Source organism: Lentzea sp. (assembly GCF_036380075.1).
In the GTDB taxonomy this organism is placed as follows: domain Bacteria; phylum Actinomycetota; class Actinomycetes; order Mycobacteriales; family Pseudonocardiaceae; genus Lentzea.
This window is the reverse complement of the sequence record NZ_DASVFL010000405.1, coordinates 1-19773: the sequence shown is the minus strand read 5'-3', so window position 1 is coordinate 19773 and position 19773 is coordinate 1. Positions and strand designations below refer to the sequence as shown.

General features: G+C 71.0%; 24 protein-coding genes, 1 tRNA gene and 2 pseudogenes. 15 read left to right on the top strand and 12 right to left on the bottom strand.

The features are described 5' to 3' along the window. Positions 1-381, top strand: a pseudogene (locus tag VF330_RS41720) (glutamine amidotransferase); the annotation flags it as partial. Here VF330_RS41720 and VF330_RS41715 read toward each other — a convergent pair. Next, on the bottom strand, positions 347-958 hold the full coding sequence (locus VF330_RS41715) for a TetR/AcrR family transcriptional regulator (protein ID WP_330857292.1): 612 nt from the start codon (positions 956-958) through the stop codon (positions 347-349). The pseudogene VF330_RS41720 and the gene VF330_RS41715 sit on opposite strands and share 35 nt — an antisense overlap. 97 nt (positions 959-1055) lie before the next feature. On the opposite strand from VF330_RS41715, the gene VF330_RS41710 reads away from it, so the two are divergent. Then, positions 1056-2525, top strand: a complete 1470-nt coding sequence (locus VF330_RS41710) for a flavin-containing monooxygenase (RefSeq protein WP_330857290.1) — start codon at positions 1056-1058, stop codon at positions 2523-2525. On the opposite strand, the gene VF330_RS41705 is transcribed toward VF330_RS41710, so the two are convergent. Next, the gene (locus VF330_RS41705; RefSeq protein ID WP_330857289.1) at positions 2526-3560 is read right to left on the bottom strand and encodes a zinc-dependent alcohol dehydrogenase family protein; all 1035 of its coding nucleotides are present in this window, start codon (positions 3558-3560) and stop codon (positions 2526-2528) included. Positions 3561-3667: 107 nt separating this feature from the next. On the opposite strand from VF330_RS41705, the gene VF330_RS41700 reads away from it, so the two are divergent. The 3 genes from VF330_RS41700 (at position 3668) to VF330_RS41690 (ending at position 6460) form a co-directional block, all read left to right on the top strand. Further along, positions 3668-4810 (top strand): carboxylesterase family protein, encoded by a 1143-nt coding sequence (locus VF330_RS41700; protein WP_330857288.1) that lies wholly within the window; start codon positions 3668-3670, stop codon positions 4808-4810. Beyond that, a complete protein-coding gene (locus VF330_RS41695) occupies positions 4807-5550 on the top strand; it encodes a class I SAM-dependent methyltransferase (RefSeq protein WP_330857287.1) in 744 nt (247 codons plus the stop codon). The genes VF330_RS41700 and VF330_RS41695 overlap by 4 nt, the downstream gene beginning before the upstream one ends. 271 nt (positions 5551-5821) lie before the next feature. Continuing rightward, entirely contained in the window at positions 5822-6460 is a 639-nt protein-coding gene (locus VF330_RS41690; RefSeq protein ID WP_330857286.1) for a TetR/AcrR family transcriptional regulator, read from the top strand. On the opposite strand, the gene VF330_RS41685 is transcribed toward VF330_RS41690, so the two are convergent. Next, the gene (locus VF330_RS41685; RefSeq protein ID WP_325515738.1) at positions 6457-6678 is read right to left on the bottom strand and encodes a DUF3618 domain-containing protein; all 222 of its coding nucleotides are present in this window, start codon (positions 6676-6678) and stop codon (positions 6457-6459) included. The genes VF330_RS41690 and VF330_RS41685 overlap by 4 nt on opposite strands. A 109-nt stretch (positions 6679-6787) precedes the next feature. Between VF330_RS41685 and VF330_RS41680 the strand changes: the two genes are divergently transcribed. Together VF330_RS41680 and VF330_RS41675 are read left to right on the top strand one after the other, a co-directional pair. Next, positions 6788-6861: transfer RNA gene (locus tag VF330_RS41680), tRNA-Leu, on the top strand. Positions 6862-7063: 202 nt separating this feature from the next. Continuing rightward, positions 7064-7678 carry a DedA family protein gene (locus VF330_RS41675; protein WP_330857285.1) on the top strand — a complete coding sequence of 205 codons (615 nt, stop codon included), beginning with the start codon at positions 7064-7066 and terminating at the stop codon, positions 7676-7678. A gap of 450 nt (positions 7679-8128) precedes the next feature. Here the strand turns inward: VF330_RS41675 and VF330_RS41670 are convergent, their stop codons facing one another. Further along, positions 8129-9181, bottom strand: a complete 1053-nt coding sequence (locus tag VF330_RS41670) for an FAD-dependent oxidoreductase (RefSeq protein ID WP_330857284.1) — start codon at positions 9179-9181, stop codon at positions 8129-8131. 88 nt (positions 9182-9269) lie between these two features. Between VF330_RS41670 and VF330_RS41665 the strand changes: the two genes are divergently transcribed. The 5 genes from VF330_RS41665 to VF330_RS41645 all read left to right on the top strand — a co-directional run bounded on the left by VF330_RS41665 (position 9270) and on the right by VF330_RS41645 (position 13025). Next, positions 9270-10004, top strand: a complete 735-nt coding sequence (locus tag VF330_RS41665; RefSeq protein ID WP_330857283.1) for a hypothetical protein — start codon at positions 9270-9272, stop codon at positions 10002-10004. Between the two features lie 7 nt (positions 10005-10011). Further along, the gene (locus tag VF330_RS41660) at positions 10012-11040 is read left to right on the top strand and encodes an LLM class flavin-dependent oxidoreductase (protein ID WP_330857282.1); all 1029 of its coding nucleotides are present in this window, start codon (positions 10012-10014) and stop codon (positions 11038-11040) included. A 336-nt stretch (positions 11041-11376) separates the two neighbouring features. Then, the gene (locus VF330_RS41655; protein ID WP_330857281.1) at positions 11377-11904 is read left to right on the top strand and encodes a hypothetical protein; all 528 of its coding nucleotides are present in this window, start codon (positions 11377-11379) and stop codon (positions 11902-11904) included. Positions 11905-11926: 22 nt separating this feature from the next. Beyond that, complete coding sequence (gene bcp / locus VF330_RS41650; RefSeq protein WP_330857280.1) at positions 11927-12394, top strand: thioredoxin-dependent thiol peroxidase; 468 nt, start codon at positions 11927-11929, stop codon at positions 12392-12394. A gap of 292 nt (positions 12395-12686) precedes the next feature. After that, positions 12687-13025, top strand: a complete 339-nt coding sequence (locus VF330_RS41645; RefSeq protein WP_330857279.1) for a DMT family transporter — start codon at positions 12687-12689, stop codon at positions 13023-13025. Between the two features lies 1 nt (position 13026). Here the strand turns inward: VF330_RS41645 and rdgB are convergent, their stop codons facing one another. Both rdgB and rph read right to left on the bottom strand, forming a co-directional pair. After that, positions 13027-13626, bottom strand: a complete 600-nt coding sequence (rdgB, locus tag VF330_RS41640; RefSeq protein ID WP_330857278.1) for an RdgB/HAM1 family non-canonical purine NTP pyrophosphatase — start codon at positions 13624-13626, stop codon at positions 13027-13029. Then, positions 13623-14390, bottom strand: a complete 768-nt coding sequence (rph, locus tag VF330_RS41635) for a ribonuclease PH (RefSeq protein ID WP_330857277.1) — start codon at positions 14388-14390, stop codon at positions 13623-13625. Before rph ends, rdgB begins: the two co-directional genes overlap by 4 nt. 49 nt (positions 14391-14439) lie before the next feature. On the opposite strand from rph, the gene VF330_RS41630 reads away from it, so the two are divergent. Continuing rightward, positions 14440-14934 (top strand): DUF2231 domain-containing protein, encoded by a 495-nt coding sequence (locus tag VF330_RS41630; RefSeq protein ID WP_330857276.1) that lies wholly within the window; start codon positions 14440-14442, stop codon positions 14932-14934. On the opposite strand, the gene VF330_RS41625 is transcribed toward VF330_RS41630, so the two are convergent. The 4 genes from VF330_RS41625 to VF330_RS41610 are packed head-to-tail and all read right to left on the bottom strand — an operon-like array spanning position 14892 to position 17449. Then, positions 14892-15308 carry an OsmC family protein gene (locus tag VF330_RS41625; RefSeq protein ID WP_330857275.1) on the bottom strand — a complete coding sequence of 139 codons (417 nt, stop codon included), beginning with the start codon at positions 15306-15308 and terminating at the stop codon, positions 14892-14894. The two genes, VF330_RS41630 and VF330_RS41625, sit on opposite strands and share 43 nt — an antisense overlap. Next, a complete protein-coding gene (locus VF330_RS41620) occupies positions 15305-16072 on the bottom strand; it encodes an MBL fold metallo-hydrolase (protein ID WP_330857274.1) in 768 nt (255 codons plus the stop codon). Before VF330_RS41620 ends, VF330_RS41625 begins: the two co-directional genes overlap by 4 nt. A gap of 1 nt (position 16073) precedes the next feature. Beyond that, positions 16074-16823 (bottom strand): glutamate racemase, encoded by a 750-nt coding sequence (gene murI, locus VF330_RS41615; RefSeq protein WP_330857291.1) that lies wholly within the window; start codon positions 16821-16823, stop codon positions 16074-16076. 11 nt (positions 16824-16834) lie between these two features. Beyond that, entirely contained in the window at positions 16835-17449 is a 615-nt protein-coding gene (locus tag VF330_RS41610) for a rhomboid family intramembrane serine protease (protein ID WP_330857273.1), read from the bottom strand. 32 nt (positions 17450-17481) lie between these two features. Here VF330_RS41610 and VF330_RS41605 point away from each other — a divergent pair, with 32 nt between their 5' ends. Beyond that, complete coding sequence (locus tag VF330_RS41605; RefSeq protein WP_330857272.1) at positions 17482-18342, top strand: SMP-30/gluconolactonase/LRE family protein; 861 nt, start codon at positions 17482-17484, stop codon at positions 18340-18342. A gap of 21 nt (positions 18343-18363) precedes the next feature. Here the strand turns inward: VF330_RS41605 and VF330_RS41600 are convergent, their stop codons facing one another. Then, positions 18364-18906, bottom strand: a complete 543-nt coding sequence (locus tag VF330_RS41600; protein WP_330857271.1) for a VOC family protein — start codon at positions 18904-18906, stop codon at positions 18364-18366. 136 nt (positions 18907-19042) lie between these two features. On the opposite strand from VF330_RS41600, the gene VF330_RS41595 reads away from it, so the two are divergent. Then, a complete protein-coding gene (locus VF330_RS41595) occupies positions 19043-19516 on the top strand; it encodes a MarR family winged helix-turn-helix transcriptional regulator (RefSeq protein ID WP_330857270.1) in 474 nt (157 codons plus the stop codon). A gap of 82 nt (positions 19517-19598) precedes the next feature. Here VF330_RS41595 and cysM read toward each other — a convergent pair. Next, positions 19599-19773: pseudogene (gene cysM, locus VF330_RS41590) on the bottom strand (cysteine synthase B); the annotation flags it as partial.

Here is a 19773-nt window from a genome sequence, read left to right as displayed (position 1 = left end):
GTCACGCACCCCGGCATGGGCCTGATCGACTCGACGTCCCACGCGGGCGGCAGCCGGGCGATCGGCGAGGTGATCGCCGAGCCGGCCGACGGCCTGTTCGCGGGGCCGCTGACCGGGTTCGAGAACCACCAGGGCCGCACGTTGCTGGGCCCGGCCGCCCGGCCGCTCGCGCACGTCAAGGTGGGCACCGGCAACGACGGCAGCGTCGAGGGCGCAGTCCAGGGCCGGATCGTCTGCACCTACCTGCACGGCCCGGTGCTGCCGCGCAACCCGGCGCTCGCGGACATGCTGATCGAGTGGGCCACCGGCACGAAGGTCGCGCCGCTGGACCTGCCCGCGGTGACCGCTATGCGCGCCGAGCGGGTCCGGGCAGCGAGCTAGCCTCTCCGAGCCTGTCCGCGACGCCCGGCCAGACCACGGCCATCACGTAGTCGGTCGCGAGCGCGGGCCCCACCGAGGGCCTGCGCTCGCACCACACGGCGAGCCGTTCACACGCCCCGACGACGATCTCCGCGAAGGCCTCCGCCTCCAGCGGGTCGATCTCCGGCGCGAACGACACCAGCACGGACCCGATCATGTCCGTCTGCTGCTGCCGGATCCCCTCGACCTCCTCCTGCGCCGACGGCACCGCGATCGCCGCCTCCTGCCGCAGCAGCGCCCAGGACCGCTGGTGGTCGACGATGAACTCGAAGAACGCCCGCAGTCCCAGCCGCAGGAACTCCTCGGCGCCCGTCGCGCCCGAGATGGCCGCCGCCGTCTTCTCGCGCAGCTCCGTGCGCGCGCGGTGGATGCAGCCGATGAGCAGGCCCTCCTTCGAGCCGAAGTACTCGTAGAGCATCGGCTTCGAGACCCCGACGCGTTCGGCGATCTCGTCCATGGACGTGGCCAGATACCCCTGCTCGGCGAAGATCTCCTCGGCGACGGTGAGCATCTGCGCCATGCGTTGGGCCTTGGGCATGCGGCGCCGCGGAGCAGTCACGAACGGAGTCTACCGCTCGTAACTTACTTCGAGTAACCTACTGCGAAGTAGCCACCGCGAGCGGAGGGACTTCCCCATGCACCGAGAGACGAAAGTGCTCGTCATCGGCACCGGCTTCTCCGGCCTGGGCATGGCCGTGGAGCTGAGGCGGCGCGGCGAGCGCGACTTCGTGGTGCTCGAGAAGGCGGCCGACCTCGGCGGCACGTGGCGGGACAACTCCTACCCCGGCTGCGCGTGCGACGTGCCGTCGCACATGTACTCGTTCTCGTTCGAGCTGAACCCGAAGTGGTCGCGGATGTTCGCGCGGCAGGGCGAGATCTTCGACTACCTGCAGCGCGTCGCCGACAAGTACCGGCTGCGGCCGCACATCCGCTTCGACACCAAGGTCTCCGGTGCGCGGTGGGACGACGAGGCCAAGCGCTGGCACGTCACCACCGAGCAGGGCGACACCTACACCGCCCGGGCCCTGGTGGGGGGCGTCGGCGCGTTGCACATCCCGAACGTCCCGGAACTGCCGGGCATCGAGAAGTTCACCGGCCGCGCGTTCCACAGCGCCCAGTGGGACCACGACCTCGACCTGACGGGCAAGCGGGTCGCGGTGGTCGGCACGGGCGCGTCCGCGATCCAGTTCGTGCCGGAGATCGCGGGCCGGGTGGGGTCGCTGAAGATCTTCCAGCGCACACCGCCGTGGATCATGCCCAAGGCGGACCGCGAGATCACCGGCCGCGAGCAGAAGCTGTTCCGCGCCCTGCCCTTCACGCAGCGGCTCTACCGCGACTTCGTCTACTGGGTGCGCGAGTCGTCGGCACTGGGCTTCGCGGTCAACCCGAAGATCATGCAGTTCGCGCAGGGCGTCGCGTTGCGGCACATGAAGAAGCAGGTGCCGGACCCGGAGCTGCGGCGCCGGCTCAAGCCCGACTACACGATGGGCTGCAAGCGGGTGCTGATCTCCAACGACTACTACCCCGCGCTCAGCCGCCCGAACGTCGAGCTGGTGACGGACAAGATCTCCGAGGTCCGCGAGAAGTCCATCGTGGACAGCGCGGGCGTCGAGCACGAGGTCGACGTCATCATCTACGGCACCGGTTTCCACGTCGTCGACTCGTTCGACTACCTGGACATCCAGGGCAAGGGCGGCGTCGACCTCGCGAAGCAGTGGCGCGAGAAGGGGATCGAGACCTACTTCGGCATCACGGTCTCGGGCTTCCCCAACCTGTTCTTCCTGCTGGGCCCCAACACCGGACTCGGCCACAACTCGGTCGTCTTCATGATCGAGTCGCAGATCCGGTACATCTCGCAGTGCCTCGAGCTCCTCGACACACACCGCGCAGCGGAGCTCGACGTGCGGCTGGAGGCCCAGCAGGAGTTCAACGCCGAGATCCAGGGCAAGCTGAGCAAGGGCGTCTGGACCCAGGGCGGGTGCAAGAGCTGGTACCTCGACGCGCAGGGCCTGAACCGCACCGTGTGGCCGGGCTTCACCTGGCGGTACTGGATGCGGACCAAGCGCGTGCGCGCCGAGGACTACGTGCTCACGGCAGCGAAGTGACTACGGCTTCACGACGACCTTGAGGGCGGTCCGCTCGTCCATCGCCTGGTAGCCCTGGGCGATGTCGGCGAGCGAGACCGTCCGGTCGAACACGGGACCGGGGTCGATTCGTCCCGCGAGCACGTCGGCCAGCAGCTCCGGCAGGTACGCCCGCGCGGGCGCGACACCGCCGCCGATCGCGATGTTGCGGCCGAACAGCTTGCCCAGCGGCAGTCCCGGCATCTCGTGCGGCACGCCGACGTACCCGATCCGGCCGCCGTCGCGGACGATGCCCATCGCGGTCTGCCACGACTGCTCGGTGCCGACGCACTCCAGGACGCTCGACGCGCCGAGGCCGCCGGTCATCTCCTTGATGCGCTCGACCGCGGCGTCACCGCGTTCGGCGACCTGGTCCGTGGCACCGAAGAGCTTCGCGACCTTCGCGCGGTCCTCGTGGCGGCCCAGCGCGATGATCCGCTCGGCACCCAGCCGCTTGGCCGCGAGCACGCCGCACAGGCCGACCGCGCCGTCCCCGACGACCGCCACGGTGCTGCCCGGCTGCACACCGGCGCCGAGCGCGGCGTGGTGGCCGGTGCCCATGACGTCGGACAGGCTCAGGAACGCGGGCAGCAGCTCGGCCGGCGCGTCCGCGGGCACCCTGACCAGCGTGCCGTCGGCCAGCGGCACGCGCACGGCCTCGCCCTGGCCGCCGTCGCTGCCCTTGCTGCCCCAGAACCCGCCGTTGAGGCACGACGTCTGCAGCCCGGCCTGGCAGTAGGCGCAGGTGCCGTCGCTCCACACGAACGGCGCGATGACGCGGTCGCCGACGTTGACGGACCGCACCTCGGTGCCGACCTCCTCGACGATGCCGAGGAACTCGTGCCCGATCCGCTGCCCGCCCTCGCGCTTGGCGACGCCCCGGTACGCCCACAGGTCGCTGCCGCAGATGCACGCGAGCTCGACCCGCACGACGACGTCGGTGGGCTCCACGACGGCCGCGTCGGGCACCTCCTCCACGCGGATGTCACGGGTGCCGTAGATCGTCGTAGCCCGCACCGGGTTCCTCCTTCTGGTCGATGACCACTGCATCGTGCTCCTGCCGGGCCGCTCGCGCCGAATCGAGAGGCTGTGGAATTGGTTACCCGGTGCCTAGGATCGGGAACGTGCTGATCAACACCGATGGGCTCGTGCGGGCGCGGGGCATCCGATACGCGACGGCCGCCCGTTTCGAGAAGCCCGAACCGTTCGCCTGGGACGGTGGGCGCGACGCGGTCACGCGCGGCCCGGCGTGCCCGCAGCCGCCGTCGGCGCTCGCGTCGGTGGTCGGCAGCTCGGTCGACGGGCTGGAGTTCGACGAGCACTGCCAGGTGCTGAGCGTGACGGCTCCCGCGGACGCCTCCGGGCTGCCGGTGATGGTGTGGTTCCACGGCGGCGCCTACGTGACGGGCAGCGGTGAGTCCACGAAGTACGAGGCGTCGCTGCTGGCGTCCGAGGGGGTCGTGGTCGTCAGCGTCAGCTACCGGCTCGGCGTCTTCGGGTACCTGCGGGACAACCTCGGCCTGCTCGACCAGTTCGCGGCGCTGCGGTGGGTGCGGGACAACATCGCCGTGTTCGGCGGCGACCCGGCGAACGTCACGGCGTTCGGGCAGTCCGCGGGCGCAGACTCGGTGTACGCGCTGATGCTCACCGACACGGAGGACCTGTTCCACCGCGCGATCCTGCAGAGCGCGCCGCTGGGCACCCGCGGCCCCGACCGTCCCGCCATGGCGAAGGCGTTGCGGGAGCTCGTGTCCGTCGACGCTTCGACGCCGGTGGAGGACGTGCTGGCGGTCCAGCAGGCCGCCATCGCCGACGTGGGGCCGCGGTTCTCCACGTCCGGCGGCATGCCGTTCGCCCCGGAGCTGACCGACGCCGACCTGGCCGCCACGGCGGCGCGGGTCGAGCTGCTCGTCGGGCACACCGCCGACGACGGCAGCCCGTACGTGCCGAGCCGGGAGCACTGGGAGGCCGTGACGGAGCTGGTCTTCGCGGGTCCGGCCCGTCAGCTGGCGGAGGACTGGACGGCGGCGGGCGGGCAGGCCGCCACCTACAACTTCGCGTGGCGGCCCGAAGGCGCCCCTCTGGGCGCGTGCCACTGCATGGAGCTGCCGTTCGTGTTCGACCCGGAGGGCTGGGCGGGCGCGGGCATGCTCGCGGGCCGGGAGCCGGACCCCGGTCTGGCGCGGACCGTCCGGGGCCTGTGGGCGGGCTTCGCGCGAAACGGGATGGACGCGCTGCCGTCGCGGTCGCTTGAATTCGGCGGATGACCGACCGCGAGCGCCTGCGCACCACGTTCGGAGAGGACGCCGCCCGCTACCACCGGGCGCGTCCGGGCTACCCCGCCGAGCTGTTCACGCGGCTGAGCGGGCCGCGCGTCCTGGAGATCGGCCCCGGCACGGGGCAGGCGACGCTGCCGCTGACGTCGCTGGGTGACGTGACGGCGGTCGAGCTGAGCCCGTCGCTGGCCGCCGTCGCGCGGGCGCACGTGCCGGCCGCGCACGTGGTCGTGGCCGACTTCGACGTCTGGCCGCTGCCGCCGGAACCGTTCGACCTCGTCGTGTCCGCGACGGCGTTCCACTGGCTCGACCCCGCGACCAGGATGGCCCGGTGCGCCGCGGCGTTGCGCCCCGGCGGCGCGCTGGCGGTGATCTCCACGCACCACGTCGCCGGCGGCACCGACCGGTTCTTCGCCGAGGTGCAGGACGTCTACGAGCGGTGGGACCCGGACACGCCACCCGGCTTCCGGCAGCCGGACGCCGCGGAGATCCCCTGCGAGTTCGACGAGAGCGCTCTCTTCGACGAGCCGGAGTTCCACCGCTACGAGTGGGACCGGGCCTACACCAGCGAGTCGTACGTGGACCTGCTCCTGACCTACTCGAACCACATCGCGCTGCCGGACCGCGACCGGCTGGTGGCGGACATCGCGGCGTTGATCGACACGCGGTTCGGTGGACGGATCGTGAAGCGCTACATGACCCAGCTCGCCATCGCCCGCACCCGGATGTGACCTGCGTTACAAGTCATGTCCCGGCTCTCGGCGAGAACGACGCGCCAAGCGAGACGGAGCATGCGACGAAAAGCGCTTTCCCGGATCGTTCCGTCACGTCGTCGCAGCTCAGACGTCCTGACCACAGGCCATATCGCGCAAGAACCAACTAACTACACCAGGAAGCAACAACCCGGTGCTGCCGCCCCTACGACGTGGGCGACACGCCTAGGATGTTCCGCCAAAGGGGCGGGGAGACACGCATAGCCGTGCCCTGGCACGAGGAGGTGGCATGGCCGTGTCGACGACGGCGTTCAACGAGGGCAGGACCCCCCAGCGGGGCCGCCCTCGCGACGCCAGCAGGGACGAGGCGTTACGTCAGGCAGCGCTCGAGGTGATGGCCGAAGTCGGGTACCGGGCCCTCACCATGGACGCCGTGGCGGCCCGCGCGAGGGCGGGCAAGGCCACGATCTACCGGCGCTGGGAGTCGAAGCTCGATCTCGTGATCGACACGTGCACCCAGCTCGCCACGCAGAACCTCGCGGCACCGGACACCGGCTCGCTCGCCGGCGACCTGCGCGAGTTCCTCTCGTCGTTCGCCGCGTTCCTCTCCGGACCGATCGGCAAGGCGGCCCAGGCCCTCGTGGGCGAGCTGCCCCACGAGCCCGAGCTGGCGACGGCGTTCCGCGAGACGTTCCTGATCTCGCAGCGCGACGTGCTGCGCGGGATCCTCGACCGGGCTGCGGACCGGGGCGAGCTGCGGGCCGACGCGCCGCGCGGCATGGCCGTGGAGATCGCGGGCGCCGCGCTCATCTACCGGCTGATGCTCACCGGCGACCCGCTCGACGAGCCGTTCGTGGAGAAGGTCGTCGAGCAGGTGCTCCTGCCGTTGGTGCACGCCCAGTCCGGGCCCCGGGGGGACGCGGACTAGCGGAACAGCTTGCGGACCAGCGCGAAGCCGACCACCGCGCCGACCGCGATCAACGTGTACTTGACCTGGGGCCGGCTCAGCACGTCGAGCACGGACGCCTTGCCCTGCTCGACGAGCTTCTGCGGGTTGGCGCGCTCGCTGAGCTCGTCCAGGGTGGCGGCCAGCGCGGTGCGAGCCTGTTCGATCTCGCGCTGGATGGTGTCGGGATCGCGAGCCACATGTCCTCCTAGCAGCGGTTCTGCCACCAACCGTAGTGGACGGCCCCGGTCGCGGCTTCGAGCGACCCGGCAGAGGGGGTGCGCGGGGGGCCGATAGGCTTCCCCGCGAGGGGTCGTAGCCCAATTGGCAGAGGCACTGGGTTTAGGTCCCAGCCAGTGGGGGTTCGAGTCCCCCCGACCTCATCGATCAGCGCGTTCGCGGTGCGGTGCCGCGGGCGGCGCCCTCGCTCGTCCTCTGAGGACCCGGCGACGCCCGCTCGCGGTTTCCGCTGTTGTGGTTTCCCGCTGTTGTGGTTTCCCGCAATCCCGGGGTGGGGTCTCCCCCACCCGAACTGTGGGGAGAACCCCCATGTCACACCCCGGCGCCGTCCGTAGCGTGGAAGCCATGAACTTGGTCGACTGGGTCACCGACCTGATGGAGACGGCCGGCGCCCCCGGAGCGGCCCTCGCCATCGCGCTGGAGAACCTGTTCCCGCCCCTGCCCAGCGAGGTCTTCCTGCCGCTGGCGGGGTTCACCGCGGGCCAGGGCAAGATGTCGCTGCTCGACGCCATCCTCTGGACCACGTTCGGCTCGGTGGCGGGCGCGCTGCTGCTGTACTGGGTGGGCGCCCTGCTGGGCCGCGACCGAGTCCGCCGCGTCGCCGAGCGCATGCCGCTCGTCCGCGTGTCCGATGTGGACAGGACGGAGGCCTGGTTCCTGCGCAACGGCTACCGCGCCGTCTTCTTCGGCCGCATGGTCCCGGTGTTCCGCAGCCTGGTCTCGATCCCGGCCGGCGTGGAACGCATGCGATTAGCACCGTTCGTCGCCTACACCGCCGCGGGCAGCCTGCTGTGGAACACGGCGCTGATCCTCGCGGGCTACCTGCTGGGCGACAACTGGCACCTGGTCGAGCAGTACGTGGGCCTGGCGTCGACGGCGGTCCTGGTGCTGGCGGTGGTAGCGGTCGGCGTGTTCGTGGCGGTCCGCGTGTCGAAGAGGCGCGCCGCCTCACGCAGTTGATGCGGTCCCGGCGGTGGTATGTGTCGCCGGCGCACGGCCTGGCACACGCTCGACGTCCGGTCCTGCCGCCGCAGGACCTGGCAGCGGACGCACGACACGCCCCGCAGAACCGCACCGCGCCCCAGCCGCACGCGACGCCCAGCCCTCAGCTCGCTGTCCCGCACACCACACACGCAGCACAGCAACCATCCACCCGCAGCCCACGGTCCGCCGGCACCGCACTTGTCCCCACGGCTCGACCCCGCCTGCGGCCGCCTGCCTTCCACCCCGAAAGGAGCGCTCCCCCAACGTCCCCACGCGCCACACAGCCGCACCCAGGCGCCACGCCTATCCCTGCGGCCCATCCGAACCACCACCAGCCCCGGAACGCCCCGCTGGCCCCCACTGCTCTCAACTCGCGAAAGGAGCGCTCCCCAGCCCCAAGCAGCCTCCAGCCGCCTCGCACGCGCCCTACCGCGCGGCCGCCAAGCTCCCGATGCCCAAGTGCCCCACCAACTCCCGCACCGCGGCGCGGCCCGCCCGGTTGGCCCCGATCGTGCTCGCCGAAGGCCCGTACCCCACGAGGTGGATGCGCGGGTCCGACACCACCCGCGTCCCGTCGACCTGGATCCCGCCGCCCGCGGCGCGCAGGTGCAGCGGTGCCAGGTGGTCGAGGTCGTGGCGGAACCCGGTGGCCCACAGGATCACGTCGGCGTCGAAGTGTTCGCCGGACTCCCACTCGACGCCGGTCGGGGTGATCCGGGTGAACATCGGCCGGCGGTCCAGCACCCCGGACGCGATCGCCTCGCGGGTCTGGTCGGTCAGCGCCAGGCCGGTCACGCTGACGACGCTGCGCGGGATCAGGCCCGCGCGGACGCGTTCCTCGACCATGCCGACCACCCAGCGGCCGTAGTCCTCGGTGAACGGGCCCTCCCGCCACACCGGTTCGTGTCGCGTGACCCAGCGGGTCTCCGCGGCGAGCGGGGCCAGTTCCATGAGCAGTTGGGTGGCCGACGCCCCGCCGCCCACGACCACGACGCGCTTGCCGGCGAAGGCGGAAGGGCCCTGGTAGTCGGCGGTGTGCAACTGCCGACCGCGAAACGTCTCCTGGCCTGGGTAGTGCGGCCAGAACGGGCGTCGCCACGTGCCGGTCGCGTTGATCAGGCCGCGTGTGGTCCAGACGCCTTGCGAGGTCTCGACTTTCAACAGCGGGCCGTCGTCGGACACCTGCGTGACGTTCACCGGGCGCACCACGGGCAGGTCGTACAACGCCTCGTAGCGCGCGAAGTACGACGGGATCGCCTCGTTGGCGCGCTCGTCGGGCGCGGGCTGCTCGAACGGCATGCCGGGCAGTTCGTGGATGCCGTGCACGGTCCGCATCCGCAGCGAGGGCCAGCGGTGCAGCCACGCGCCGCCGGGGGCGTCGTTCGCGTCCAGCACCACGTGGTCGACACCGCGGCGCCGCAGGAAGTACGAGGCGGACAGGCCTGCCTGTCCCGCGCCGATCACCACCACATCCGTCACACCACGGACAACAGCGGGGAAATCACGGTTCTTCCTGGTGTGTGACCGACACGACGGGCACGTCGCCGAACCGCTAGCTTCCGGGGTCGTGCACCTTCTGCTGACGATGGCACTTCTGGCGGCACCCGTTCCCACCACGACCGCCTCCTACGCCGTCTACGACCGGATCACGCACACCGTGTCCGGACGGGACGTCCACAAGCCGATCAGGTCCGCCTCGCTGGTGAAGATCCTGATCGCGATCGAGCAGCTGGAGACGCGCGGCGACGACCCGCGCATCGAACCGATGCTGCGCGTGAGCGACGACTACTCCGCGAGCGAGCTGTGGGTCGAGAACGGCTGGGAGCAGGTCGTCGTGCGCACGGCCGAACGCCTCGGTCTCGAGGACACCTTGCCGCCGGAGAACAGGGGCAAGTGGGGCTACACGGCGGTGAGCGCGTACGACGTCGTGAAGATCTACCGGTACCTGCTGGAGAAGGCGGCGCCGAAGGTGCGGTTCACGATCATGGGACACCTGCACCGGGCGGAGAAGTGCGCCTCGGACGGGTTCGACCAGTCGTTCGGGCTGCCGTCCGCGACGTGGTGGCCCGCGTTCAAGCAGGGCTGGTCCGGGTTCGGCGACCCGGTGAAGCCGTGCGTCGACCGGCCGCGCCCGCGCGTCCAGTGGGAGCTCGACACGAAGTCGCCGGCCATGCACACGTCCGGGACGTGCGGGTTCAGCATCGTCGCGGTCCTGACGCTGCACCCGGAGGGCACGACCTACGACCAGGCCGCGAAACGAGTTACCCGGCTCACGGAAGAAGTCACGAAGTATCGGTGTTGATCGATGTATGAGCCGTCTCAGTGAGATCCCTCTGTCCGTTCTCGACCTCGCCCCGATCACGTCGGGAGCGGATGCGACGACCGCGCTGCGGAACTCGCGGGAGCTCGCTCAGCAGGCGGAACGCCTCGGCTACCACCGCTACTGGTTCGCCGAGCACCACAACATGCCCGGCATCGCGTCGTCGGCGCCCGCGGTCCTGATCGGGCACGTCGCGGACGCCACGTCGACGATCCGCGTCGGTTCGGGCGGCGTCATGCTGCCCAACCACGCCCCGTTGGTCGTCGCGGAGCAGTTCGGCATGCTCGAGGCCCTGCACCCCGGCCGCATCGACCTCGGCATCGGCCGCGCGCCGGGAACGGACCAGAAGACGGCGCGGGCGCTGCGGCGCACGGAAGCCGGTCTGTCCGCGGAGAACTTCCCGCAGGAGCTGACCGAGCTGATCAAGTACTTCGAGGGCACCGCCGACCTCAACGCCGTGCCGGCCGCGGGCAACAAGCCGCCGATCTGGCTGCTCGGCTCGTCCGGCTACAGCGCGCAGGCCGCGGGCCTGCTGGGGCTGCCGTTCGCGTTCGCCCACCACTTCAGCGCGCAGAACACGTTGCCCGCGCTGGAGCTGTACCGGCGGAACTTCCGGCCGTCGGAGGTCCTCCAGGAGCCCTACGCGATGGTCTGCGCCTCGGTGATCGTGGCCGACACCGACGAGCAGGCCCGCTGGATCGCGGGCCCGGGAGCGCTCTCCTTCGTGCGGCTGCGGCAGGGCCGCCCCGGTCCGCTGGAGACCCCGCAGGAGGCCGCGGACTACCCGTACACCGAGATCGACGAGCTGGTGATCGAGGACCGGATGGCCACCCAGGTCATCGGTTCCCCCTCGACGGTCCGCGCCGGGCTCGACGAGCTGGTGGAGTCGACGGCGGCCGACGAGCTCATGGTGACGACCATCGTCCACGGCCATGATGACCGTCTGCGTTCGTTCGAACTGCTCAGCGGGATCGCCGAACGGACGCCGTCACTGGGCCGTTCAGCCGCGCGGACGTGAGTCGCTCACGCCTGAGCTTCACGTTTCGTACGACTACCACTGCTCTGAACGGGTGATTATCGGCTCCGCTTGTAGCGCCAGACGGGCGGTAGGCGATGATCGGTGTGAGCGCGCACGCCCCCCGACGCGCTCCCTAGCTTCACCCGGCGGTTCGCCGCCAGGACGGCGTGGGGCCGGCGCACTCTGTGGCGCCGCCCACGCCGCCCATCACGAGTAGGCCACGGCCCTGCACCAGGTCCGCTTCAGAGGCCCCTTTCATTCGCCCCACCCCCTTCGGCACCGTCACAGTTGACGGGAGTCGCACACACCCACCGCCGGGGTGGGAAAGGGGAGTTCGTGAAGTTCGCCAAATCGGCCGCGGGCCTGTGTCTGCTGCTGGCCGTGGCGGGATGTGCGGGCCCCGGAGTCGCCGCTGCCCCGAACGAGAACCTGACCGTCGAACAGCGCGCCGCGACGCCCAGCGCGTCCGAGGCAGCCGCGTTCGGCACCCAGCGCGTGTGGGCCTCCGGCCTGTCCGTCGTGGTGTCCGCGCCCCGGTCCCTGTCTCCGTCCGAGACGGCGATCCCCCCGGCCAAGCGCACCGCGGTCTTCACCATCACCGTCTACAACGGCTCCAAGGCCTCCTACCGCCCCTCCCAGCTCTCCGTGCGCGCCACGGCCGACGGCTCCCCCGCCGCCGAGCTGGTGGACTCCGTGCAGGGCCTCAACGGCCTCGCCGCGGCCGTCGCCGAGGTGCCGCCGGGTCGCGACACGCAGATCCAGCTGGCGTTCGCGGTGTCCGAGTCGCCCGCGCAGATGCAGCTGACCATCCAGCCGGGCGGACAGGGCCAGGACGCGCCCACGGTCTTCGCGGGCCAGGCGTAGCCCCGGGAATAGTCTTCCGGGCATGACCAGTCGTCTCGAACCCGGAGACACCGCGCCCGCCTTCACGCTGCCCGACAGCGAGGGCAAGCCCGTGTCCCTGTCCGACTACCTCGGCAAGTCCGTGGTCGTGTACTTCTACCCGGCCGCGAGCACGCCGGGCTGCACCAAGCAGGCCTGCGACTTCCGCGACAACCTCGGCGTTCTGGCCGACTCGGGCTACGAGGTCGTCGGCATCTCGCCCGACAAGCAGGAGAAGCTCGCCAAGTTCCGCGACGAGGAGGGACTGACCTTCCCGCTGCTCGGCGACCCGGACAAGAAGGTCCTCGTCGAGTGGGGCGCGTTCGGCGAGAAGCAGAACTACGGCAAGACCGTCCAGGGCGTCATCCGCTCGACGTTCCTCGTCGGTCCCGACGGCAAGGTCGTCAAGGCCATGTACAACGTCCGCGCCACCGGCCACGTCGCCAAGCTGCTGCGCGAGCTCCCCGCCTGAGGCGGTCTTTCGCGCGAAAAACGTGGCCGCCGCCGCAGATCATGCGGCGGCGGCCACTTCTTCGGGTATGGTCGAGGACAGGGCGCGCACAATGCCGCCCCTTGTTCCGGTGAGGGTGATACACCGTGTGTCGCTTGACGGCACCTCGCGGTCCCGACATCCCGTCTGATTTCGTCTTGCGCGTCCACTTCCCCACGCGCGGCGGCTGACCAGGGCTTTCCGCCCTCAATCAACCGTTCGTACACAAACACGCATGCGCAACGCTGCGTGCATTTCGTGCTGGGAAAATTCAATGCTGAAGTGGATTCTGCTCTCCGCCGCCGTGGGCGCGGAGGTTTTCGCAACCCTTTGTCTCAAGTACTCCGAGGGCTTCACGAAACCGTGGCCCGTGGCCGGCCTGGCGGTCGGCTTCCTCACCGCTCTGTACCTGGAGTCGCAGGTGATCAGGATGGGCCTGCCGGTCGCCATCACCTACGCGATCTGGGCGGGCGCGGGCATCGCCCTGGTCGCCCTCACGAGCCGCGTCCTGTTCGCGGACCCGCTGAACCTGGCGATGCTCACCGGCATGGCCCTGATCGCGGCCGGCGTGTGCGTGGTGTCGGTCGCGTCCCACGCACACGCGGCGGCCTGAACTAGCCGAGCTTGCGCAGGTACGGGACCAGTAGCTTCAACGCGCGGCCGCGGTGCGACTCCGCGTCCTTCTCCTCGGCGGTCATCTCCGCCGAGGTGATCTCGAAGCCCTCGGGCACGAAGATCGGGTCGTAGCCGAAGCCGCCGGTCCCGCGCCGCGCGCGCAGCAACGTGCCGCGCCACTCGCCGCGGACCACGACCTCCTCGCCGCCGGGCACCACGAGCGCGACGACCGACACGAACGCCGCGCCACGGCGCTCGTCCGGCACGTCGCCGAGCTGGCCCAGCAGCAGGTCCAGGTTCGCGTCGTCGTCGCCGTGGCGGCCGGACCACCGGGCGGAGAGCACTCCGGGCATGCCGTTGAGCTCGTCGACGGCCAGCCCGGAGTCGTCGGCGACCGACACCAGTCCGGTGGCGGCCGCGGCGTCACGGGCCTTGGCTAGCGCGTTGCCCTCGAAGTCCGGCGCGGTCTCCGGCGCCTCGGGGAACTCCGGCACGTCCGAGAGCGACAGCACCTCGATGCCCGTCAGGTTCTCCGCGACGACGATCCGCTGGAGCTCGCGGAGCTTCTTCGCGTTGCGGGAGGCCAGGAGGAGCTTCACCGCTTGCCACCGGACTTCGGCTCCGGCAGCACGCCGGGGTACGGCTCGGCCAGGGCACGGGCCTGGATGCGGTTCAGCTCGGCGCAGCCCTGCAGCGCGACGTCCAGCATCCGGTCCAGAGTGGACCGGGCGAACGTGGCGCCCTCACCGGTGCCCTGCACCTCGATCAGCGTGCCGGCGTCGGTGGCGACGACGTTCATGTCGACCTCGGCCCGCGAGTCCTCCTCGTACGGCAGGTCCAGCCGGACCCGGCCGTCGACCACGCCCACCGAGACGGCGGACACGGCGCAGGACAGCGGCGAGGGGTCGGCCAGGCGGCCGGCCGCGCCGAGGTACGTCACCGCGTCCGCGAGAGCCACGTACGCGCCGGTGATCGCCGCGGTGCGGGTGCCGCCGTCGGCCTGGATCACGTCGCAGTCGATGACGATGGTGTTCTCGCCCAGCGACGCCAGGTCGATGCACGCGCGCAGCGAGCGGCCGATGAGCCGGGAGATCTCGTGCGTGCGGCCGCCGATGCGGCCCTTCACCGACTCGCGGTCGCTGCGGGTGTGCGTGGCGCTGGGGAGCATCGCGTACTCGGCGGTCACCCAGCCGAGGCCGGAGCCCTGCCGCCAGCGGGGAACGCCCTCGGTGGCACTCGCGGCGCACAGCACGCGGGTGTTCCCGAACTCGATCAGGACCGAGCCGGCGGGCCAGGTCTGATATCCACGCGTGATTCGGATGTCACGCAACACGTCGTCGTATCGGCCATCGCTTCGCACCACGGGCCCTACCCTAATGAACCCTGCGGGGCGCGATGGCGTAGGGAGAGACATGCTGACGATCGACGGTATTCCGCTTCACCCGTTGCTGGTGCACGCGGTGGTCGTGCTGCTGCCCCTCGCGGCCATCAGCGCGGTCGCTGTCGCGCTGGTCCCGAGCTGGCGGCGCAGGTACGCGTGGCCGGTCCTCGGGGTCACGCTGGCCGGTGTCGCCGCTGTTCCCGCGGCCAAGCAGGCCGGCGAGGACCTGATGGGCGCGCTCGAGCGCAACGGTGTGCAGAACCCCGCCATCCAGGCCCACGGCGAGCTGGGCGACATGCTGCTGCCCATCGCGCTCGGGTTCGGGGTCGCGGTGATCGCGCTGCTGGTCGCGGGCAGGCTCGCGGACCGGGAGCGGCAGGCGGAGGCACCCACCACGAAGACGTGGCGGGTGGTCTCAGTCGTGGTGTCCGTGCTGGTGGTGCTGCTCGCGATCGGGACGACGGTGCAGACCGTGCGCGCCGGTCACAGCGGGTCCGGCGCCGTCTGGAGCGGCGTGGGGAGCTGAAGCGGCGCCGTCGCCGACTGCTTCAACGTCCGCGTGACCGTGCAGAACTGCTCCACGGCGCGCCGGACGACGACTTCGAGCGCCTCCGGGTCGTCCACGCCGGACAGGTCGTACGAGAGCGTCACGGGGATGGAGATCACCTCGTTGCCGCTCTCGGACTGGACGGCGTCGGCGACCGCGGAGAGCTCGTCCGTGCCGGTGCGGCGCAAGATCAGCGTCTCGGACGTCACGAGCGCGCAGCCCGCCGCGGCCGCCACCAGCAGCTCGACCGGGCTGAACGAGCCCTCCTGGCCCTTGCGGCCGATGTGCACGGACGCGCCTCTGTCGTTCGTCGCGACGAACTCGTGCTCGCCGACGCGCTCGACGTTGATCATGCCTGCTCCCCCACCTCGTACCGGCCGCCCTCTACGACCAGCTCACACGGACCGTCGAAGGCCGACTCGGCCTCCTTCAGCACGTCCTCCCGCGACGTCCACGGCGGCACGTGCGTGACCAGCAGCCTCCCGGCGCCCGCGCGGGCCGCCAGCTCGCCCGCCTGCCGACCGGACAGGTGCAGGTCCGGCTGGCGGTGCGGCGCGTGCGTCCAGCTCGCCTCGCTCAGCAGCACGTCCACGCCCGCCGCCAGCGAGTCCAGCGCCTCGCACGGCCCGCTGTCGCCGGTGTAGGCCAGCGACGCGCCGCCGCAGGAGATGCGGAACCCGTAGGCCTCGCAGGGATGCGCCACCAGAGCGGACTCCACGGTGAACGGTCCGATGTGGACCGCAGCGCCGAGCGGGTGGAACGAGAACACGTCGGTGAAGTCCAACGACGACCGCTCGGCCGCGTCGGGCGCGTAGGCGGCGACGAACCGCGAGTGCGCCTCGGCGGGCGCGTGGACCGGCAGCACGCCGGCGGGCGGTGACGGGTGGTACTTCCGCGCCACGTAGAGGGACGACACGTCGATGCAGTGGTCGGGGTGCAGGTGCGAGAGGACCAGCGCGTCCATCGAGAACAGCGGGCGTTCCTCCTGGAACCGCGACAGCACCCCGTTGCCGAACTCCAGGGCCAGCGTGAACCCGTCGGCCTCCAGGAGGTAGCCCGACGCCGCCGCGCCGGGTCCCGGGATGCTGCCGGAGCAGCCGAGCACGGTCAGCAGCACATCAGCCCCACTGTTCGAAGGTCGGCAGGAACCGGGCGGCGAGCTTCGCGAACCGCTCCGGCGGACCGGTGCACGTCACGCGGTGCACGGGCGGTTCGGTGGCGAACTCGTCCCGCTCGGTCAGCAGCCGCACGACGTCCTTCACGGTCTCCTCGGCGCTCGACACCAGCGTCACGTGCTCGCCCATGACGATCTGGATCACGCCGGTCAGCAGGGGGTAGTGCGTGCAGCCGAGCACGACCGTGTCGACCTCGGCGCGCTGCAACGGTTCCAGGTAGGCCTGGGCCAGCCCGAGCACCTGCCGGCCGGAGGTGACGCCGCGCTCGACGAAGTCGACGAACCGCGGGCACGCCGCCGCCGTCACCGTGGCGTCGCGGGCCGCCTGGAACGCGTCCTGGTAGGCGTGCGAGTTGATCGTGCCGACCGTGGCGATCACGCCGATGCGCCCGCTGCGCGTCGTCATCACCGCGCGCCGCACGGCCGGGAGGATCACCTCGACCACCGGCACGTCGTAGCGCTCGCGGGCGTCGCGGAAGCAGGCGGCGGACGCGGTGTTGCAGGCGATGACGAGCATCTTCGAGCCCTCGTCGACCAGCCGGTCGCACACCTCCAGCGCGTGCTTGCGCGCCTGGGCGATCGGCAGCGGCCCGTACGGACCGTTCGCCGTGTCGCCGATGTAGTGGATCGACTCGCCCGGCAACTGGTCCATGATCGCGCGGGCGACCGTGAGGCCTCCGACGCCCGAGTCCATGATCCCGATCGTCACGCCGTGAATGTAGCCGGTGCACTGCTCCTGCGGTTGTCGCGCGAGACACCCCACGCAGCCATTACTCCACCGATTGCGCCGAACAGGTGGCCTTCCCACGACACGCCCGGCTGTCCGGGCAGGACACCCCACAACGCCGCGCCGTACAACGCGAACACGCCGACCGCGATGACGAGCTGGAGCCACGACCTGGCGAAGAGCCCGCGCACGAGCAGGAACGCGAGGAACCCGAACACCAGCCCGGACGCGCCGATGTGGCTGCCGGGGCTGCCGAACACCCACACGCCCAGCGCCGAGGTGAGCCAGATGACCGCGGTGACCTGGAAGAACTGCTTCAACCCACCGGAGCTCGCGAGAAAACCGAGCAGCAGCAACGGAACCGCGTTGCCGGTGAGGTGGCTCCAGTCGCCGTGGATCAACGGCATCCACAGCAGGTTGTCCCACTCGCCGAAGTCGCGCGGCCGCACGCCGTCGTCCTCCAGCGAGCCGCCGGTGGCCACGTCGAAGGCCTCGACGGCGTAGAGGACGCCGACGAACCCGGCCACGACGAGCAGCGACAGCACGGGGTGCGGCGGGATGACCCGTTTCGCGAGCGCAGTGGTGCGGTCCACGCCTCCAGCGTACGTGCACATAAGGTGATCGGGTGTCGATTGAAGTGGCGGTACGCGCATCGGCCCAGCTCGGCGAGGGCCCGACGTGGGACCACAGCAGCTCCACGTTGCTGTGGGTGGACATCCTCGCCTCCGAGGTGCACCGCTACGCACCCGCGCGGGACGACGACGCGGTGCTCGTGGTGCCCCAGCACGTGGGTGCCGCGAAACCCCGCGCGCAGGGCGGCATCGTCTGCAACCTGCGCGACGGCGTCGCGCTGATCGACCGCGACGGCGGCAAGACGTGGCTCGTCTACTGGGCCCGCGACGGCGTGCGCGGCAACGACGCGGGCATCGACCCGGCGGGCCGGTTGTGGGCCGGCACCATGCGCTACGACCAGGCCTCCGACGAGGGCTGGCTCGCCCGTGTCACGGGTGACGGAGCCGCGAAGGTCGTGCTGGACCGGGTGAACACGAGCAACGGCGTGGGCTGGAGCCCCGACTCGAAGCTCATGTACTTCATCGACACCCCGACCCGCCGCATCGACGTCCTCGACTTCGACAACTCCGACGGCACCGTTGCGAACCGCCGCCCGCTCACCCACGTCGGCGGCACCGACGGCTGGCCGGACGGGCTGTGCGTCGACGCCGACGGGTGCGTGTGGGTCGCGCTGTGGGGCGGGCACGCCGTGCGCCGCTACACGCCGGCCGGTGAGCTCGACCGCGAGATCGCGCTGCCCGTCGACAACCCGACGGCGTGCTGCTTCGGCGGGCCGGACTTCACGGACCTCTACGTCACGTCCGCGCGCGTCGGGCTGCCGGACGAGGCGCTGGCCGAACGGCAGCTCAACGGGTCGGTGCTGGTGCTGCCCGGACTGGGCCAGGGCCTGCCGGGCGTGGCCTTCAACGGGTAGGTCCGGGACCTCAGGGTGCTTTCAGGACGTGCCGGCGGATTCGGCGAGATCCGCGCGCCGGGCGGCCCACTCCGCGACGCGACGTGCGCTCTCGGTCTCGGAGAGGTCGGCGACCCGGGAGGTGATCGACCACCTCACCCCGTGCGGGTCGCGCACGGCGGTGAAGCGGTCACCGGACGGGAACTCCACGACGGGACCGAGTTGTTCCGCACCTGCCGCGACGGCTCGTCCGGTGACCGCTTCCACGTCCTTGCAGTAGTGGGCGAACGCGGTCCGGTCCGGTCCGCCCGCGGGAGGACCGGCCAGTCCACCACCGGCGGGGTCGGGCATCTCGAGGTGGAGGTGACCGTTTCCGAAGTCGAGCTGGGCGTGGATGACGAGGTCGCCGAGCCTGGTCAGGGTGACCGTCCGGGCGTGGAAGACCTCGTTGTAGAAGCGGGCGGCGGCCACGACGTCGGCCACACCGACGTACGGGGTGATCGAGGTGACGCCGTGCGGCACACCGCGCTCGGTGTGCTGTCCGGTCACGCCGTGGCGCGGCATGGCGGAGGAGGTCGCGGCCATGGTGCTGGTCCCTTCGACTGGACGAATCGCCTGCCGCACAAGGGTTCTCGAGGTGAAGGCGGCATGACCGCATCGACATTACAAGTCAAACTGATAATTAGCTAGTCTAGCTACTAGGGTGTGGAAGGATGTGCGGATGAGCGATGCGTCCGCGCCGTGGCCACCACAAGACCTCGACGACGCGACGATCGTGGTGCGCAGGCTCGCCGAGGCCACCCAGGAACTGACGGGCCGCATGGCCAAGGTCATGGCGATGAACGCGACCGACATGACCGCCATAGCCGCTCTCGGGCTGAACGGCCCCATGGGTGCGACCGACCTCGCACGACACCTCGGCATCCGCACCGCGTCGGCGACGACCTTGATCGACCGGCTCGAACGCTCCGGGCACGTCGAACGCGTCCGCGACCCCCACGACCGCCGCCGTGTCACCGTCACGGCCACCGCCGCCGCTCAGCAGGCGGAGCGAGCCGCGTGGGCCACCACCATCGAGGACATCGACGCCGTCAGCCGGTCGCTGTCGCCCGACCAGCGCGGCGTCGTGGTCGACTTCGTGTCCCGCGTCGTCGAGGTCCTCCAGGCCAGTGGCCGGAACGGGGACGGCAGCTGACGGCTTCCGGATCTGCCGGGACCCCCTGCGTCACAACGCACTCAGGGGGTCCGACAGTCCTGGCTCGCTCCGGCGAGCGCTCTCACGCCCAGAGGTGGCCGTCGAGCTTCGCCGCGGCCTCGTCCAGCGTTCCGGCGTAGGCGCCGGTGGAGAGGTACTTCCACCCGCCGTCGCAGACGATGAACACGATGTCGGCGGACTTGCCCGCCACCTCCGCCTTCTGCGCCACGGCCAGCGCGGCGTGCAGGATCGCGCCC